This is a genomic window from Bacteroides sp. AF39-11AC, from assembly GCF_003474285.1.
Classification (GTDB): Bacteria; Bacteroidota; Bacteroidia; order Bacteroidales; family Bacteroidaceae; genus Bacteroides.
Genome location: NZ_QROH01000001.1, coordinates 312392 through 331642, shown reverse-complemented (window position 1 = coordinate 331642; position 19251 = coordinate 312392). Strand labels below are relative to the sequence as shown.

Here is a 19251-nt window from a genome sequence, read left to right as displayed (position 1 = left end):
GTAGTTCTCTTATTAAAACTAAGTTCTATAATTTATAAACGATATCTTTTACGTAAGCCGCCCACTCGGCAGGAGTCTTCGATTTATCAAAAGTCTGCCAAGAAATAGGCTTCCCAATTGTAACGGTAAACGTTTTATGACGGTTCTTCAGCATCTCATCCGCAAGATAGAGCATAGCAATATTAACCTTGATGCCCAAGAATTTACAGATGTTAGCCAAATTATAAAAAAAGTTCGAATTCCGGCCCTCGAAATGAATAGGGACAACATCACGATGTGTCTGCACGCTCTTTACAATAAAGGTCTTCTTCCAATCCAAGTCACGGATCACTCCATTCTGACGACGGGAACACAACCCAGCCGGGAACATAATCAATTGATCATCGGATGCAAAGCCTGCTTCTACCATTCTCGGAAAGTCTTTTGCCTGTTTTCCGGTCTTATTAATAGGTATACAGAGAGGGGCTAATCCTTGCAGGTTCATCAGCAAGTCATTTACCATATACTTCACCTTACCATTATAAAAAGAGCCCAGTACATACCCCAAGGCCACACCATCCTGACCTCCCAATGGATGATTGGAGACAAAGGTATAGAGTCCTTCTTTCGGTAGGTTTTCTTCTCCCTTCACCACGATATTGGCATCCAGAAATTCCAGACAGGCTTTTAAAAAGTCTACGCCTACTTTATCCTTAGAGTCGCGCAGGAAAACATTCAGTTCTTCCTGATGAACAATTCTTTTCAGATAAGAAACTACGAATCTGGGGATGTACTTATAGTACTTCGGAGCCTTTTCCCGGAGTACTTTATCAATATCAATCAAAAATAAAGAGTCGTCAGCCATTCTTTTTAAGATGAAATGATTGCGCAAAATTAACTCATCTTTTTAATTATACGCAATAAAATTGTCTAAAACTGCACCCAAAAACAAACAAAAGACGCCCAAAAACTATCAATTGATAGATTTTGCCCTAAAGATTGCTTGAAATGCGTCCGTCGGAGTTAGATAACTTTCGTAAAATTGCAACATCAAAAGTCAAACAAACGAATAATTATATAAAAAAGGAGAACGATATGAACAGTATTACATTCCAAAAAGATTTGCTCGGAGTACAAAACGATTTATTACGTTTCGCATACAAATTAACCTCCGACCGTGAAGAAGCAAATGATTTGCTTCAGGAAACCTCATTAAAGGCATTAGACAATGAAGATAAATATGTACCAGACACTAATTTCAAAGGCTGGATGTACACCATCATGCGCAATATCTTTATTAATAACTATCGCAAGGTGGTTCGCGACCAGACCTTCGTAGACCAGACAGATAATCTTTATCATCTTAATCTGCCACAGGAATCCGGATTTGCAAACACCGAAAGCGCTTATGACCTGAAAGAGATGCACCGCATAGTAAATGCCTTGCCACGCGAATATAAGATTCCATTCTCCATGCATGTATCCGGTTTCAAATACCGCGAAATTGCAGAAAAGCTGGGATTACCCTTAGGCACAGTAAAGAGCCGCATATTCTTTACACGCCAAAAGTTGCAGCAAGAACTGAAAGACTTCAGATAACCTGATTTGCAAGATAAAACCAGGTATTACCTTATTCAACCTAAACCGATAACGTTTTGATATAAAAGAGTGTTCATACAGAGGTCAGAGGCCTCTTGTATGAACGCCATCAAAACACCCAAAAACTATCAATATATCACCTGAAAACTATCAATTGATAGTTTTCCCCCCATTTATTGCGAGAATTCCGTCCGTTAAAGTGATGCATCTTTTGTAAAATTGCAAAGTCAAAAGGCAAAACAAAAGAATAACTATTGAAAAGGAGAATTGATTATGAATAACAGTATTACATTCCAAAAAGAATTGCTCGGGGTACAAGACGATTTATTACGCTTTGCATACAAATTAACCTCGGACCACGAAGAAGCAAACGACCTACTCCAGGAAACCTCATTAAAGGCGTTAGATAACGAAGATAAATATGCACCTGATACGAACTTCAAAGGATGGATGTATACCATCATGCGTAACATCTTTATCAACAACTACCGCAAAGTAGTTCGCGATCAGACTTTCGTAGACCAAACAGATAATCTCTATCATCTCAACTTACCGCAGGAATCGGGATTCGATTGCACGGAAAGCGCTTATGACCTGAAAGAGATGCACCGTATAGTAAATGCTCTGCCCCGTGAATATAAGATTCCCTTCTCAATGCACGTATCCGGTTTCAAATACCGCGAAATTGCAGAGAAGCTGGGCTTACCATTAGGTACAGTAAAAAGCCGTATCTTCTTCACCCGACAGAAGTTACAACAAGAACTGAAAGATTTTGTTTAAGAATAAATAATAATAATAAGCAGAATCAATACATCACATAGAATTTTGGTTGTGTTAGAGAGACAATGGGCAGGCAGGAGTAATCCGGTCTGCCCTATCTTTTTTAGGGGTCTACTCCATACCCGAACCATACCAAAGCCGTACTTGCTCCGTACATTCTCCACTCAGAAGTACCTCTACACGGAGAAAGTACGGAGTTGGTACGGAGCAAGTGTAGCCCGGGCAGGTATTTGATTAGTAAAATTTAGGGGTAGGAGGATTTTCGCCTTTATAGTCCTTATTCGTATAAACGCGTATCCAGTCGATATACATGGCAGGTTTGGCATCTTTTTTCCATTCGGAAGGAATGATAGCACCAGGCCAGGCATTCGGGTTCGTAGAGATACCCGTACTGAAAATCAGGAAGAAGCCCAGCGGGTCACTCCAAGGCCAGTCGGTATTGCCATCAGCCCCTTTGTGATGTTCAAAATAGGCTTGTCCGTTGACACCTCCTACAATGCGGTCAGGATACCATTCCAGCCAATAGATATTCCATTGAGACATATCGGCAAGATTGATGGAAGAAGTGACACTACCGCCACCGCCTACAACACCGGCATAGTGGTTTTCGGAATGAAGCGTGAAATGAGCACAATCGTTCAATGTCTTCTTGGGATTCTCCAAAAGATCGATCTCACCATTCTTCGGCCAGGGACGATTATTGTTTCCCATAAACCAGAGGGCATCATTGAAACCTACATAAGGAGTACGTTTGAAACGTATCTCAATACGCATATTTTCAGTAAAGTTACACCAGAACTCCTTACTGCCGGGAAGTGAGGTGCGATAGCAACCGTGAGAATACTTCACCTTCTTACCGAAACGGTTGTCTATCGAATCTTTCTCCTCTACACTCCAGATGCGTAAAACCCCATCCTCTACTTTTGAGCATTTCCGGTTATCGACCTTTGCCGTACGTGACATATGCAAGCCTCTATGTTCTACAAAGCCAAGTGGCAGTCCCTTTTTCGTATCTTTATCATTAAACTCATGGGCCGTATAAAAAGACCATCCTTTCATTTTAGGATGCACATCGCCCTTCTTCAAGTGCAGCGCATCCCCCGGATTGTCATATACCAACGTTTCATCATCTTTCGGCAATATCCTCTCTACGTCTTCTCCATCGGGATAGGGAACAAACTTGCCGGTAGTTTTCAGAATAGGCATAGTGGCATGTTGAGCTCGCAGATAGTCACTCAAAACTTTGGCTAACTCCTTCACTTTATCCGGATAGCGTGCAGACAAATCATGCTTTTCGGAAATATCATCGTTTAAGTTATACAGACAGCTGTTACCGGTGTCATAATAATGAATTAATTTCCAGTCACCTTTCACAACGGCACTTTGCGGAGCACCAATCGTTTGTATTCTCTCACCCCAATTATTTGGATAATGGAAAAATAAAGCACGTTCTTTTTCTCCAGTCTGTCCTGTCACCTGCGCCATAAAGCTCTGCCCGTCAATCTGCTGTGGTGTCTGATAATCATGTACTCCAGCTATTTCCAACAGAGTCGGAAAGAAATCTTCGATAATGACCGGTGTATCATTCATGGTTGAGGGGGATGTTACATTCGGATAATAGACGATCATCGGTTCGCGGATTCCCCCTTCTTTCAAGGAACCTTTTCCTTCACTCAATGGAGCATTTTTATCCGCGCGGCCTATTGTATAGCCACCATTATCCGACATAAAAATAATAACTGTATGATCTGCAATGCCTTTCCGGTCTACATAGTCCATCAAATCTCCCAAGCTCTTGTCCATGCCTTCCACCAAGGCAGCATACTGCGCCTCTTTATGCGGAAGCCCTTTATCCATATACTTCTGATAGAAACGCTTATCTGTTCCGAAAGGCGCATGCACGGCATAATGACTCATATAGAGGAAAAAAGGTTTAGGCTGGTCAAGAGCCTTATCCATAAGTCCTTTTGCTTCCAACGTCAAAGCCTCAGTAAGGAAAGTATCTGTTCCATGATACTTTTCCAAATCGGGCACAGCCCATATCGCTGCCCATTCCGGTTTACCGGAAGCACCATATCCTTCTTCTCCCAGATAGCTACCCATGGCACCGGCTGCATGACCGGCTATGTTATAATCGAAGCCGATTGCCAGTGGATTGGCAGCAGGCGTATCTATCGAGCCGAAATGAGCTTTACCTACCATCATGGTAGTATATCCGTTTTCACGAAGCAATTGTGGCAAACACTTCGCATAAAAAGAATGTTCCAACCCGGGTTCAGGACACAGACCATTATAATTCCATGCTTCAAAATCCAGCGTTTCATTTTTCCGGTCAGTCGGTGTATCTTTCTTCAACGTCCAGTTCGTTACTTTATGCTGGGCGGCGTTTGCTCCCGTAAATAAGCTGACACGTGAAGGGGAACTGATGGGGCATGCATAAGCGTGTGTAAACCTGACACCTTTCTTTGCCAGACGCTCCATATTAGGCGTTTCATAAATATGATTCAGTTCGGTGGTATCATTCCAAAACGGTAAGGAAGTATCTTGCCATCCCATGTCATCCACCAGAAAAAGAATGATATTAGGCTTTTGCTGAGCTATGGCATTACCTGAAAGTAATGCCATAGCGGCTATAGAGAGTATTGAATTCTTCATAACACTATTTTGTCAGGATACCGACCTCACCGACCGTTACAATATTTTTATTATTTATCTCCGACACTGGTTCCAGCTTGAAGTAACGGGCAGGATAGGTTTTGCCAAACCGGACAAAATAAGGCACAGGATTGTGCATGATATTGCTGAACTCGCCACTTGTCTCACATTTAGTCCATGAATGCCCGTCAAGGCTGACATAGAAAGCATATTTATAGACAGTTCCTACTAAATCATCTCCAGGAGAAGGAGCATAGCTAAAGCCACTTACTTCAATTTTATCCCCCATATCAACAACCAATGGCGTAAGTGCGGAAGCACGCCAAACCGTTTTCCGGTCCCCATCAATAGCCTTACGGGAATCTGCATTGCCACCAACCACCTGCCATCCATCGACAGGTACATCGCTGAGTTGTACTTCTTCATCCTTATCTGCAAGAGGTTCTGCATAGAAAAGACCGACCGCAGCAACATCAGCCACACCACGGGCAGAGCGAATGGTTACACGAATGCGCTCCGGACGAGTATCAGAGAAACGTATAAGACGCTTATATCCCACTGTTGTACCTTCCGCCATATGAATCCAGGAACCATCTTTATAAGCTTCTACAAGAAAACTTTCGATACGTTGCCCTTTGGAGATATCTTCCTGAATCATAAAAGCATTTACAAGTGCATCTTTCTGTATATCATATTGGCGGACCGTACCGGAAGTTCCATGCCATGCTTCGTTTCCTTTCAGCACATAATTACGGGCAAAAGTATTCTTCAAATAACCGGAAAATTCCTTCAGCCGCTGCACATCATTTTCATTGATCAACCCACGAAGATCGGGCGGAATATTCAATAATAGAACGGAATTATAGCCTACTGATTTGAAATAGATATCCGTCAGATGGCTTAAAGACTTCACTTGCTTGTCCTGATCGGCATGATAAAACCAACCCGGACGGATGGAAACATCTACCTCAGAAGGATACCAGAAAAGTTCGGTAGCACGAGCCACTATATCACGTCCGCCTAAGTCCTTAGCCTTGCCGAAGATACCCAACTCCTTATTCTGTTCGCCGGAACGAGGATAGATGCCCGGAGTCAAAACTGTAGCGCTCCATTCTGTTTCACGACCGATACCTTTTTCATTACCTACCCAACGAACATCATCACCCATGATAGCAGTAACGGCTTTGGGTTGTAGTCGGCGAATGGTTTTCAATATGGCATCCCAGTCATAGATTTGTTTTTTGCCGTTAGGACCTTCACCGTTGGCACCGTCGAACCACACTTCATGTACTTCACCATAATTGGTTAGTAATTCGGTCAGTTGCTCGATGAAGAACTGGTTGTAGGCAGGAGAATCACCATAGCAAGAGGCATTACGATCCCAAGGGGAAAGGTAAACGCCAAATTTGATGCCATACTTCTGGCAAGCATCACGCAGCTCACGCACAACATCTCCCTTTCCATCTTTCCAAGAAGAAGAGGCTACGGAATGGCGGGTAGTCTTTGTAGGCCAGAGGCAAAAACCATCGTGATGCTTAGCAGTGATAATAGCCATCTTGAAACCGGCTTCCTTGAGAGTCCGTACCCATTGCTCGCAATCCAGCGAGGTAGGGTTAAAAATGGCAGGGTCTTCGGTACCATCCCCCCACTCTCGCCCGGTGAAAGTATTTACGCCGAAATGCAGGAAGGCGGTCAGTTCCATACGTTGCCACTCCAATTGCTGTGGAGTGGGTACAAGACGGGAAGCCATTTCTACCTTTTCCGCAGCTGTAGCACCAGCGGGAAAAACAACGTGCTTCTCATAATAAGTTTCTTGTGCCTGCAATCCGGAAAAGACTGCAAGACTAAGAACTGTAGTTAGAATCAGGTTTTTCATGCTATCTTATGTTATAGGTTTCTATCTATTTCAAAGGACGGACTGTAAACCGGAACGTGTAATCCTGCACAGGTACACGATACTGCGACAACACTCCGGGGCCACAGGTAGCCGTACCGACTCCCGCCTGCGCTGCATCCAGGTGAACAGTTACCACTCCTTCGCGCCGTAATTGATTGATATGCGTTGCCGCATCCAGATTCTCATCCGTAAAAGGAATCACACTAAACTGGAATGAAGCATCGGAACGGAATACCAGCCCTTCACCTGCCTCATCAGCAAGCTGCATCCAACGGACATCCGTACGGTTACCCGTTGCCTGCGGACGAACATAATAGTGGAACATACGCTCCACATCAGTGCGATAGATACCTATTTTACCGGATTGTTTTCGATCCATATAAGTTTCATGCTCTCCACGCCCCAGATAAGACACCTGACTGTATGTATCGGGCATTTCAAAAGTAAGCCCTACACGCGCCAGCGAAGTGACAGCGGTAGTATCGGGTACGAAGTGTGTCTGTATATCCAATTCGCCGTTTTTCTTCAATGTATAGATGAAAGAAGCAGTTCCCACTTTTTCACCACGGACATTCAATAATTCCACTTCGGCACGTCCGCCATGGGTAGCGGTCTTCACTGAAAGAGCACGTTGTGTCAACTGATCCAGTCCGGCTTTCTTCCAGGCTTTGGCTCCTCCTACTTTTTCACGGTTATCATTATCCGTCACCGGACGATAGAGGCTTAATGTAACGGGAGAAACCAGTAATTCTTTACCATTATAAATATAAGAGCGAAGCGCCCCGGTTTCCGGATCTATATTCATTTCCACCTTACCCGAAAGTTTGGTTTCCGGAGTCCGGTAGTTTTTATTACCCGAAAGAACAAACTGATCGTAGGCTACTTCGTAATCCGTATTAATAAATGGAGCTGCATCCACAGGAGTCCAACTTAAGTTCAGATAAGCTTCACGAACATCAGAAGGCAAACGTACAGCACCGAGTGCAACTTCCACCGTGGCATGTGGAGCGGCATCCACCTGACGGGTGCCGTCAACAATCACTTTCCCATGATCACCTACCACCTGCCAGTGCAGGGTGTAAGCATTGAGATTGGTGAAATCGTACCAATTCTTTATACTTAAAGTCAAGTTGCTCTTATCAATCAATGTAGTCTTTATATATTGATATGCTTTCTTCACCTCCAGCAAATGTGGATGAGGTTCACGGACAGCATTCACCAGACCATTGCAGCAGAAGTTCCCGAAACTGGGTACATTCTTCGGACCATAATCACCGCCGTAAGTCCAATACCAACGTCCGCCCGCATCAATTTCACGGAACGACTGATCTACCCAATCCCAGATACAGCCGCCCTGCACAATAGGTTCTGTTTCGAAGACGTCCATATATTCTTTCAGCCCGCCACAGCTATTGCCCATGGCGTGCAGGTATTCGGTCATGATGAAAGGACGGTAAACTTTCGGTTCTGTCTGGCGGGCATAGGCCAGCAGTTCTTCCACACTGCGATACATGCGGCAGTAGATATCCGTATTGTAATTCTGTTCGGCACGCTCGTATTGAATGGGGCGGGTGGTTTCGATGGACTTCATATAGTCATACGTCCGTTCAAAGTTGACGCCATTGCCCGCTTCGTTGCCTAATGACCAGATAACAATGGCTGGATGATTCTTGCTGCGCTCGTACATGCGCCGGGTGCGATCCATGTGGGCAGGTAACCAAGTGCTATCCTTTGCCAATGAAGCCGGGCCATACCCCATGCCATGCGATTCGATGTTTGCTTCATCTATCACATAAAGGCCGTAGCGGTCACAAAGTTGATACCAGTACGGATGTGTCGGATAATGCGAGTTGCGCACAGTATTCAGGTTATGTTGCTTCATCAGGCGAATGTCTTCTTCCATCAGTTCTTTGCTGACAGTACGTCCCAACTGAGAATGTTCATGTCGGTTAGCACCTTTTATCAATACAGGTACCCCGTTGATACAGAAACGGCCATCCTTGATTTCGGAAGTACGGAAACCGACTTTGCAACCGGTCAGATGTGTTACATGCCCTGCATCATCTTTCAATGTCAATATCAACGTATAAAGATTCGGATATTCTGCACTCCAACGTTTTACATCAGGAAGGGACTGTTCGTCAAAGGTAATAAAATTACTCAAGCCACGGCTCTTGACCGGTATTTCATTTTGTAATATTATCTTTCCAGCAGTATCTTCCAGACTATATGCCAAAGCAGACACACCAGTCGCACTTCCTTCAACTGTTACATCAAGGCCGAAAATTCCTTCCTTATACTCTTTCTTATCCAAAGAAGAAGTCACTTTATAATCAGCTATAAACTGGCGTGGAGTACTGTAAAGATAGACATCCCGTTCAATACCACTCAACCGCCACATATCCTGACACTCCAGATAAGAACCGGCGCTCCAGCGATACACTTCAAGCGCCACGGTATTTTCTCCTTCCTGTACATAGTCCGTGATATCCCATTCGGCAGGAGTTTTTGAACCTTGGTTATAGCCCAGCATATGTCCGTTCACCCAGATATAATAGAAAGAGATCACACCTTCACAGCAAATCACGATGCGACGGTCTTTCCAGTCAGCAGGAACCGTGAACGTACGGCGATAAGAACCTACTTCGTTCTCTGCATAAGGTACCAGCGGCGGATTCTTTTTGAAGTTGAACAAAGGATCATCAAATTCATAAGTTTCGTTCACATAAATAGCCGTACCATATCCCTGACGCTCCCAGTTACCGGGGACATTGATATCTGCCCATCCGCCCGTGTAGAACGAAGGTTTATAAAAGTCTTTCGGACGATGATCGGGATTCTTCACCCAATGAAATTTCCACTTACCGTTCAGACTCATATAGTAAGGTGATTGCTCATAATTGCCTTCACCCACGGCATCAGCATTCGCATAAGGCCATATATAAGTATGTGGTGCCAGTTTGTTTTTTCCGATAGCATACTGGCTCTGCCATTCCGGCTGTACAGTCTGTGCTATAGCAGGGGTGGTAAGCAGGCAAGTCAGACACAAGCTCAACAGGGTCTTTTTCATGGTACTATATCTCATTCTTCTAATTTTCTATTCTATTATTATCTCATCAAAGTATATCCTCGCTTCCTGTCCCGGACGTACATGCGTGAAAGGACAGTCTCCTGCTCCACGGGCTACTACACGAACATAACGTGCCTCTGTCCCTATTTCAAACGGGATATCTTCTCTAAATACACCTTCACGGAAGATTTCGTTCTTTGTGTAGCTGCACTCACCCACTTTGCGATACTCCTTGTCATCACCCGAAATCCAAACTTCTATTTCAGCAGGTTTATGCACTGCCATGCCATAATTCGTAATAGAGCCTAATGTTAGTTTATTCACAAATTCCGGTTTCTTCAGGTCGAGGGTGAAAGTAACCGTATCGCTTTTCATCCAGGAGCACCATTCCAGATCGGTATATTTCTGACTTCCCCGTATCCCGTTTGTCAGCATATAAAGATCTCCTGTACCGGCACTCTTAACAGGCTTTGCCGTCGCTTTATTCCAGATGACAGGCAACTCCAGCATTTGTCCCAATTGCTCGTTTCCGGCAAAGGTTGCTGCCTTAATTGTTTTGGCCTCTGTAAGCATCAACGGTTTTGTATAAAGGGAGGATTGTGCAGTCGGTACACTACCATCCATTGTATAACGCACCTGTGCATCAGGGCGAATACAATCCAATTCTACTTGCAGACGACCCTCTTTCGGAGTTACAGTCTGCTGTATATTATACATGGAACGGGCATAGACAATGCCTTTTGCAGCCAAGTGTTCATTAAAGTGGTCCATAGCTTTCAGATAAGAGACCCAGTTCTTGCGTACAGGCTTCGTCCAGGCAACTTCCGCCAATGCCGACAAGCGAGGGAAAAGCAGGTAGTCCACATCTGCCGGGGAGTTACAGAACTCTGTCCACATACACGCCTGAACACCCATTAGCAGAGATGCAGCCTGCGGTGTCCAGTCTTTCTGCACAGGTTCATAGTCATAGACATCTTTCAGGGTGTTATTTCCAAAATACGTAATAGGTTCGAACCATTGAGGACCTTGATAGCGGATGAGATACAATATCCGGGCAGGAGTCATGATAAAGCGGTGACCCAATTCGGCAGCTTTCAGTGCAGCTTGTCCGTAACCTTGCCATCCAAGGATAATGCTCCCTTCGGGGATTCTGGCATTCGTCAGTTCATCCCATCCTATCACTTCACGTCCCTTATTCTGCACATACCGTGCTACCCGTGCCATGAAATAACCTTGCAATTCTTCTGTATTCTCCAAATTCTCCGCTTTCATTCGTGCCTGGCACAACGGACATTCTTCCCAATGTGTCTTTCTCGCCTCATCACCACCTAAATGGATATATTTTGAGGGAAACAATTCGAGTACTTCATCCAGAATATCTTGCAAGAAAGTAAATACACTGTCGTTTCCTGCACAAAAGATAACATCCGCATGATTCCCGCCTAAACCGGGTAATACACCGATAAATTTATCCACTACCGGACAGGACAGCAAAGGGTAAGCAGCCAATGCAGCATTACTATGTGCCGGCATTTCTATTTCCGGGATCACTTCGATATGCCGTTCCTGAGCATAGCGTACGATCTCGCGGATTTCATCCTGCGTATAAAATCCTTTTTCCACAGTAGGTTCACCCTGACGGGGATTACGGCGTTCGGGGAATGTCTTGCCCGGACGGTCTACACGGCATGATCCTATTTCTGTAAGCAAGGGGTATTTCTTGATCTCAATACGCCAGCCATTGTCATCTACCAGATGCAGATGTAACTTGTTCAACTTCAGCATCGCCATGCAATCGATAATGCGCAACAAATTTTCCTTGGGGGAGAAAAAACGTGCCACATCTACCAATAGTCCCCGATAGCCGAAACGGGGTTGGTCGATGATAGTCAGTGCCGGAACAATCCAATCGACGTTCTCCGTCACTTGTTCACTTTCAATCGCAGAGGGAAGTAATTGACGGATGCTTTGAAAAGCATAATAAAAACCTTGCAAATCGGAGGCACGAATGGTTATCTTCTTAGCCGTTATCTCCAGTTTGTAAGCTTCACTTTTTAAGGTAGCGTCCGTCACCAGACAGACATCACCTTTCCGACTATCTACCTTTATGCGGGGAGTAAAACCTGCCGCACGGGTAAGAAGTCCGGTGAACTGGCGCACCTGCTCAGCTTGTCCTTCATTCTCTACTGCGAAACTCGTCTTAGCAGAGAAGTGGAAGTTACCCGTGCCCGGTACTAAACTCACCGGGCAGGGAACTAATGAAAAGGGTTGTGTCAAGTTATCAGCCTGAATGTTTGTTACTGCCAGGAACAGACAAAGCAGTACTGTATATATATATTTCATAGGGTCATAGCGTTTGATAATATGAATTATTCTTTATCTCTCTCTGGGGAAAAGCGTACCGGATCATTGTATTGTTCCTGCAATGCCGTAAGCTCGGTTTTCAGTTCCTTCACAATGTCTTCCGTACCCGGTTGTCCATAGATATTACGCATTTCGGTCGGATCGGCCTGTAAATCGTACAATTCCCATTCATCGATGTCATTATAGAAATGAATCAGCTTGTAACGTTCTGTACGTACCCCGTAATGACGCTTCACCATGTGTTCAGCAGGATATTCATAGAAATGATAGTACAGAGATTTCCGCCAGTTTTCAGGTTTTTCGCGTTTCAGTAATGGAACCAGGGAAAGTCCCTGAATATCTTTGGGCACCTTCACGCCAGCCAGTTCCAGGAATGTGGGTGCATAGTCAATGTTCTGTACCAACTCTTCGATGTCTCCTTTACGGTCGAAACCTTTCGGCAAACGCATAATCAGCGGTGTATGCATGGATTCTTCATACATGAAACGCTTGTCGAACCATCCGTGCTCACCCATATAGAAACCTTGATCGGAAGTATAAACAACTAATGTGTTATCCAGCAATCCTTTCTCTTTCAGATAATCCAGCACACGGCCTACATTATCATCCAGAGATTTCACAGTCTTCATGTAATCGCGGATATAGCGCTGGAACTTCCAGTTGGCAAGTTCTTTACCCTGCGGATTCTTTTTATAGAAATCATCGATGATAGGACCATAGAACTTATCCCATGCAGCACGCTGACCCTCATCCATCCGGCCGATATATTTTTCATAAAGAGACTTCAACCGGGTTTCTTTGTCCGGATGTAGCATTTTGAGGTCATAGATCATATCCATATCCTTCACAATACTCATTTCCTGTGCGGCAGCGGCAGGACGTCCTTCGTAATCGTCGAAGAAATTGTCCGGCAGCGGGAAGGTCTTGTCTTCATAAAGTGCAAGGTTGCAGGTATCTGCCAACCAGTTACGATGAATCGCTTTATGATGAATTAAAATACAGAACGGCCTATTTGTATCCCGCTGATTTTCCATCCAGTCGATAGCATCATCGGTGATGATATTAGTCACATAACCGTGCTTCTGTATCGTATCATTGTCCTGAGTGATAAAATCAGGATTATAGTAATCACCTTGTCCGGGCACGATCTCCCAATAGTCAAAACCGGTAGGTAGACTTTCCAGATGCCATTTGCCGATAAGCGCAGTTTGGTAACCTGCCTGTTGCAGAAGTTTGGGGAAGGTTTGCTGCGAAGCGTCGAATACGCAAGTGGTGTTGTCGTAGAATTTATTGGCACAACTGTGCTTGCCCGTAATCATACAGGCACGGCTGGGACCACTCAGAGAGTTAGCCACAAAGCTGTTCGTGAAGCGTACTCCGTCGGCAGCGATGCGGTCCAGGTTCGGCGTCTCCATGTAGCGGTGGTCATAACAGCTCATCATCTGGGCCGTATGATCATCCGTCATGATGTATACTATATTATATTGCTTTTGTTCCTCAGCTTTCTTTTGTGAAGTACATGAAGTCATGGATGCCACAGCAGCGGCACCAGTCAGAGAAAAAAGCAATCCTGATTGTATCGTGTTCATAATCGAATCTAATTAAATATTTAAAAATCCGAATGTGGAATGCGAGGGTGGAAGACAACTCCCACCCCGCATCCGGGAAAATCTAATAACCTATTGTAAACTCTATAGATTCCGGATGATTAATAACCAAAGTTATTATCGTTATTCGTGAGGCCCGGATTAGCATCTATTTCACTGGTAGGAATCGGCAGAAGCAAATTCTTTTTCAGGAAGTCATCCGTCAGGCTACCATTGTTCAGGAGACGATCTGCAAAGTTGTTTACACTTGAAGTATAATTCTTTTCTCCCAATATGGTCAGTTCATGAGTAGTATTCAGTTCCAGGAACTTTTTGAAGTATACCGTACCACGGATACGTACCATATCGTAAATGCTGGGTTCGCCGCAAAGCTCGATGATCCGCTCAAAATACAATTTTTCCGTAACCTGTTCTTTGGTAAGTGATGCTGACCAGTCTGCAGGTTGTGCAGAAGAAACGGCTCCGGATTTGCGGGCACGGGCCAGTACTTCATTGGCCAGGCTGATAGCTTTCGGAGTATCACCCAGTTCATTGTAGACATCAGCCATCAGTAACAACATCTCGGCGTAACGATATACCATTAGGTTTTTGTGAGCCATCGTACCTGTCTGTGTCTGGTCATACAACTTACCGAAGTAGGGCCACTTCTCAGCATTACCCACCTTTGCAAAGTCATTTACCGCTTTTGCCACTGTAGAATTATATGGAGATGCTCCGTGCGTAGTCTCATAGTTGTCACAAACATTAAGGCTCGGGTTCTTCGGATTAGGAAAGTCTGCATAAGGCATCTTGGCAATAACCTCCAGATTCACATTATTCGATCCGGGCACTGTAACATCAGTATATTTGATTTTCCAATAAGGGTATGCACATACAGAATCGTTAGCACAAAGCGCAGTCCCCACCTGTGGTTTCGGATTAGCTTGATTATTACCATTGCGAGCTCTCCACTTTGTCAAGAAGTTAACATCAATACGGGGATCTCCCGGGTAAGTACCTTCATGCATATCATAAGCGAACTTAGCTACACGATACGTACTCCAGTTGATACCACTGGTAGAAGCCTGAGGAGCAAAGCGGTTACTACCACGATTGTAGCAACCGTTCGCATTTCCGGTTGAATAGTTCATCTGGAAGATAGACTCCTTAGAGGTTGACACATATTCACCAAACAAATTGGCATACTTAGGTTCCAACGAATAAACATGACTTGCGTATACTGCATCAAACATATTTTTTGCATTCTGCCAATTGGCGGCAGCATCTATACCCAGAACAGCCATCTTATAATACACTTTACCCAGGAAAGCCTTTACAGCCCAGGAATTAGCGCGTCCCACTGCTGATTTTTCAGAAATAGACAAAGCATCCGTCAGATCCTGTATGATTTGTGCGAACACCTCTTCACGGGGTGAACGGGCAATAGAAATACCTTCGGAAGAAGAAGCAACCGTTTTCAAAGGAACATCACCAAAAGTGGAAACCAAATTATAGTAAGCCAATGCTCTCAAAAATTTAGCTTCACCACCCTTTTGAGTCTTGACTGCTGCACTCAGACCGCTCTTATCAATACTTTCCAGGAAAGCATTTATTTCGGCTATCGCCTTGTACATACCTCCCCAAGCCAAGGATACCAAATTATTGGCAGCCAATGTATTCAGCGAGTTCAAATCCTCAGGACGTTGTGCCCATGCAAGACCCGAAGCTACAATAGGAGCTTCCTGCCACATCTGTCCGTAAGCATTAGGGGCAGACATATAACCATAGCACCCCAACAGGGCTAATTCTGCATTATCTTCGGTCTGGAAAACAATATTGCTATTCTGAGAGTACAAGGGATCTTCATTCAGTAAAGAGTCACAGGCTGAAAAGCTGCACAATACAGCCAAAGACAGTATATAATATTTATATCTTTTCATATTCTTCATGTTTTTAATATTAGAAAGTCAAGTTTAAGCCGAATATAAACGAACGCGGAGTTGGATAAGAACTCATGTCTACGCCTGGACGAAGACCGTCGAAACCGAAAAAGTTTACATCAGGGTCGTAGCCACTATAGTTGGTAATAATAAATGCGTTCTTAACGGAAGCATAAACCGAAGCATTCTGGAAACCAATCTTACTCATCCACATTTTCGGCAATACATAGTTCAGAGTAATGTCAGCACAACGCAGATAACTGGCATCTTCCACATAGCGGTCCATAACATAATTCTGTATAACGAATGTGGAACTCGGATACAGGTTGGAATGATTACTTTCTGTCCACATATTCTGATAAGCTTTACGGGTGAGATTATTGGATCTAGTCCCCGGCGTGTTAATATAGCGGTTGTTGGTATTCAGAACATCTTTACCCTGTACACCGGTAAATGCAGCCGACAGACTTAGGTTTTTCCAAGAAATACTTGTAGAGAAACCGTATGTAAAATCAGGATTCGGATCACCGATAATATCACGGTCGTTTACATTTACATCACCGTCTCCATCACTATCTACAAATTTAATATCACCAGCTACCGGAGTAACCTTATTGAATGTCTGGTAATAACCAACTGTGCCGTCCTTTTTGGTATATTTCACACCTTGTTCTGTTATATCTTCCGGTTGTACGATACCCTGTGTAACATATCCGAAGAATAAACCCGGAGCTTCACCTTCCAGAAAGACGTGACCTACACCGAAGTGGTCGCCTATCGAATTACCATAATATCCTACTTTCTCACCCAGGAAACCAAAGTCAGATGGCAGAAGTCCCAACTCGGCAATCTCGCTCTTGTTGAAACCGATGTTACCGCTTACGCTCCACTTCCAATCTTTCTTATCAATAATCTGTGCGTTCAGAGAGAGTTCAACACCATTATTCTTCATTGATCCCTGATTATAATAAGTGGAAGCAAATCCGGCAGAACCCGGCAGAGTTCTGGAAATAAGCAAATCAGTAGTCTTCTTCTGATACACGTCGAGAGTACCACTCAGACGTGAGTTAAACAAACCGAAGTCTAAACCGGCATTCCATGAAGCTGTCTTTTCCCATTTCAAGCTGTTATTTGACAAGTTGGTTACCGTAAAGGCTGTCTGGGCATTGCCGGAACCATCAGCATAATAAAGATTGGAATTAGAACCATACATAGAGAAGGTAGAATACGGATCAATACTTTGATTACCGGTAACACCATAGCTCACACGAATCTTCAACTGGCTCAACCAAGAGATATTTTTCATAAACTCTTCCTGTTCCATACGCCATGCCAACGATGCAGACGGGAAGTATCCCCAACGATTACCTTTAGCAAATTTACTGGAACCGTCAGCACGGAAAGAAGCAGTAATCAAGTACTTGTCGAGAATGGAAAGATTAGCACGTCCCAGATAGGAAACCAACTGGTAATCTTTCTGGATAGGCTGGGCATTGTTTACATTACCTGCCATGTGAAGACCATTCTCACGCATTTCAAAGAAAGTGAATTGATTGGCAGTAGTATTTTTGTTCAGGAAGTTATAATCTTCGTAAGTAACACCGGCCGTAGCATCCAAAGTTGCGAAGGACTTGAGCTTCGTACTGTAATTCAAGATATTCTCAACGGAAACATTATTCTTATTCAAATCTGACAAGGCCAGCAAACCTTGGTTGTTCATACCTTGGTAAAGTTGCAAACCGTACCAACGCTTGCGCTCGTTGATATTCAGGTTACCACCGGTACGAAGGTTATAACGGAAGAACTTGTTAATTTTCCAGGTCAGGTCCAGACTGGCTTTGAAAGTTTTATCATCTGTTACGTCTACATAATCATTCAACCAACTGAAAACAGTTGTCTTATTCTCATTATTAAAGCTGGGGTCACCTTCCGGCATTTCAAATGGAGCATAGTCCAATGCCGTACGTGAAATAGCACCGGTAGAACCTCCCAATGTATTACCACCTGCCATCATATCATTTTGACGAAGCGCACCACTCAAAGACAGGTCAATCTTTACAGCTTTTGATACTTCTGCGCTCAGGTTGGCACGTAAGTCACCCTGCTTCAAAGAAGTCTGCTTTACCGTACCGTTGATGTCCTTGAAATTGGCAGATATATAATAGGTAATCTTATCCGATCCACCATTCAAAGACAGAGAATAATTCTGTGAGAATGCCGAAGTATAGATTTCCTTCTGCCAGTTGCGGTAGGTTACAACGTTGTAAGTTTCGGGATTATTAGCATCATATTTGTCGTAAGAACCATTGAATACATATCTTACCTGGTCGCCTACAATATGAAATGGAACAAGGCCATCCTGAATTCTGCTATTTGCATAATTAGCATGCTCTTCCAAGTTAATCATATCCAACAGATTCGTAGTATTGGCAATCGTAAACGTAGCCGAAGCATTGACTTTAGCTTTTCCAGCCTTACCTTTCTTAGTGGTAATCAGAATTACACCATTGGCACCACGCGAACCGTAGATAGCGGTTGAAGAAGCATCTTTCAAAACAGTAATATCTTCAATATCGCCAGGGTTCAAAGATGACAACGGATCTTGATTAATCTGGAAGTCACCGCTGATTCCTGAAGAAGCAAATTCACCTGTTGAAGCTTGCGGTACATTATCTATGACATACAGCGGCTGGTTGTCACCACGGAGTGAGCTGGCACCACGGATAGTAACCGAAGAAGCGGAACCGACGGCCGAAGAGGTTGAATTAACGACCAAACCTGCCACTTTACCGGACAATAAGTTATCAAGAGAAGTAGCCTTAGCCGCATCGTTCGGATCAGGACGCAGGCTGGTTAACGCACCGGTTACATCACCTTTACGGGCTGTACCGTAGGCCACTACCACTACTTCATCCAACACTTGCGTATCATCTTTCAATGATACATTTATTACGGTCTTATTTCCCACAGAAACTTCCTGAGTTTCATAACCGATAAAAGAAAATACTAATACGGATTTAGAGTTGGGAACATCGATCTTATAGTTACCATCCACATCGGTTATGGTTCCTAAAGACCCTCCTTTTACTTGTACATTGACACCAGGTACACCTTCATTAGTGCTGTCAATCACTTTACCTGTCACCTTAATCGTTTGCTGTGCCAAAGCAGCGGCAGTAGATGTCAAACAGAGCAGGCATACCAGAAATACATTCAATAATTTCTGTCTCATAGAATTAAATTTAAATTAGTTATAAACTATCGTTAACATTGATTTGTGATGCAAATATAAAACGACAGCAAAAGAGCACCTGTACAAGATTCACTATTTCCAGGTCTAAAATTGACTATCCGGACAGCAAAAACAAATAATAGTCAAAA

10 protein-coding genes are annotated in these 19251 nt (G+C 43.9%); 2 read left to right on the top strand and 8 right to left on the bottom strand.

What is annotated here, in order from left to right; translation table 11 throughout:
* Positions 1–25: 25 nt before the first annotated feature.
* On the bottom strand, positions 26–844 hold the full coding sequence (locus DW036_RS01090; RefSeq protein ID WP_118221626.1) for a 1-acyl-sn-glycerol-3-phosphate acyltransferase: 819 nt from the start codon (positions 842–844) through the stop codon (positions 26–28).
* 230 nt (positions 845–1074) lie between these two features.
* Here DW036_RS01090 and DW036_RS01085 point away from each other — a divergent pair, with 230 nt between their 5' ends.
* Together DW036_RS01085 and DW036_RS01080 are read left to right on the top strand one after the other, a co-directional pair.
* Complete coding sequence (locus DW036_RS01085; RefSeq protein WP_118461145.1) at positions 1075–1578, top strand: RNA polymerase sigma factor; 504 nt, start codon at positions 1075–1077, stop codon at positions 1576–1578.
* A 273-nt stretch (positions 1579–1851) separates the two neighbouring features.
* On the top strand, positions 1852–2358 hold the full coding sequence (locus DW036_RS01080; protein WP_022393711.1) for an RNA polymerase sigma factor: 507 nt from the start codon (positions 1852–1854) through the stop codon (positions 2356–2358).
* Between the two features lie 234 nt (positions 2359–2592).
* Here the strand turns inward: DW036_RS01080 and DW036_RS01075 are convergent, their stop codons facing one another.
* From DW036_RS01075 to DW036_RS01045, 7 genes are all read right to left on the bottom strand, one after another.
* On the bottom strand, positions 2593–5013 hold the full coding sequence (locus tag DW036_RS01075) for a sulfatase-like hydrolase/transferase (protein ID WP_118460628.1): 2421 nt from the start codon (positions 5011–5013) through the stop codon (positions 2593–2595).
* Positions 5014–5017: 4 nt separating this feature from the next.
* Entirely contained in the window at positions 5018–6889 is a 1872-nt protein-coding gene (locus DW036_RS01070) for an alpha-L-fucosidase (protein ID WP_118460626.1), read from the bottom strand.
* Positions 6890–6914: 25 nt separating this feature from the next.
* Positions 6915–9980: a glycoside hydrolase family 2 TIM barrel-domain containing protein gene (locus DW036_RS01065; protein ID WP_118460624.1), complete on the bottom strand. Its 3066-nt coding sequence runs from the start codon at positions 9978–9980 to the stop codon at positions 6915–6917.
* 27 nt (positions 9981–10007) lie between these two features.
* Positions 10008–12323, bottom strand: a complete 2316-nt coding sequence (locus DW036_RS01060) for a glycoside hydrolase family 20 protein (RefSeq protein WP_118460622.1) — start codon at positions 12321–12323, stop codon at positions 10008–10010.
* Positions 12324–12349: 26 nt separating this feature from the next.
* Complete coding sequence (locus DW036_RS01055; protein WP_187374538.1) at positions 12350–13933, bottom strand: sulfatase; 1584 nt, start codon at positions 13931–13933, stop codon at positions 12350–12352.
* Between the two features lie 119 nt (positions 13934–14052).
* A complete protein-coding gene (locus DW036_RS01050; protein WP_118461144.1) occupies positions 14053–15870 on the bottom strand; it encodes a RagB/SusD family nutrient uptake outer membrane protein in 1818 nt (605 codons plus the stop codon).
* 19 nt (positions 15871–15889) lie between these two features.
* Positions 15890–19102, bottom strand: coding sequence for a TonB-dependent receptor (locus DW036_RS01045; RefSeq protein ID WP_118460618.1), 3213 nt, complete (start codon positions 19100–19102; stop codon positions 15890–15892).
* Between the last annotated feature and the right edge of the window lie 149 nt (positions 19103–19251).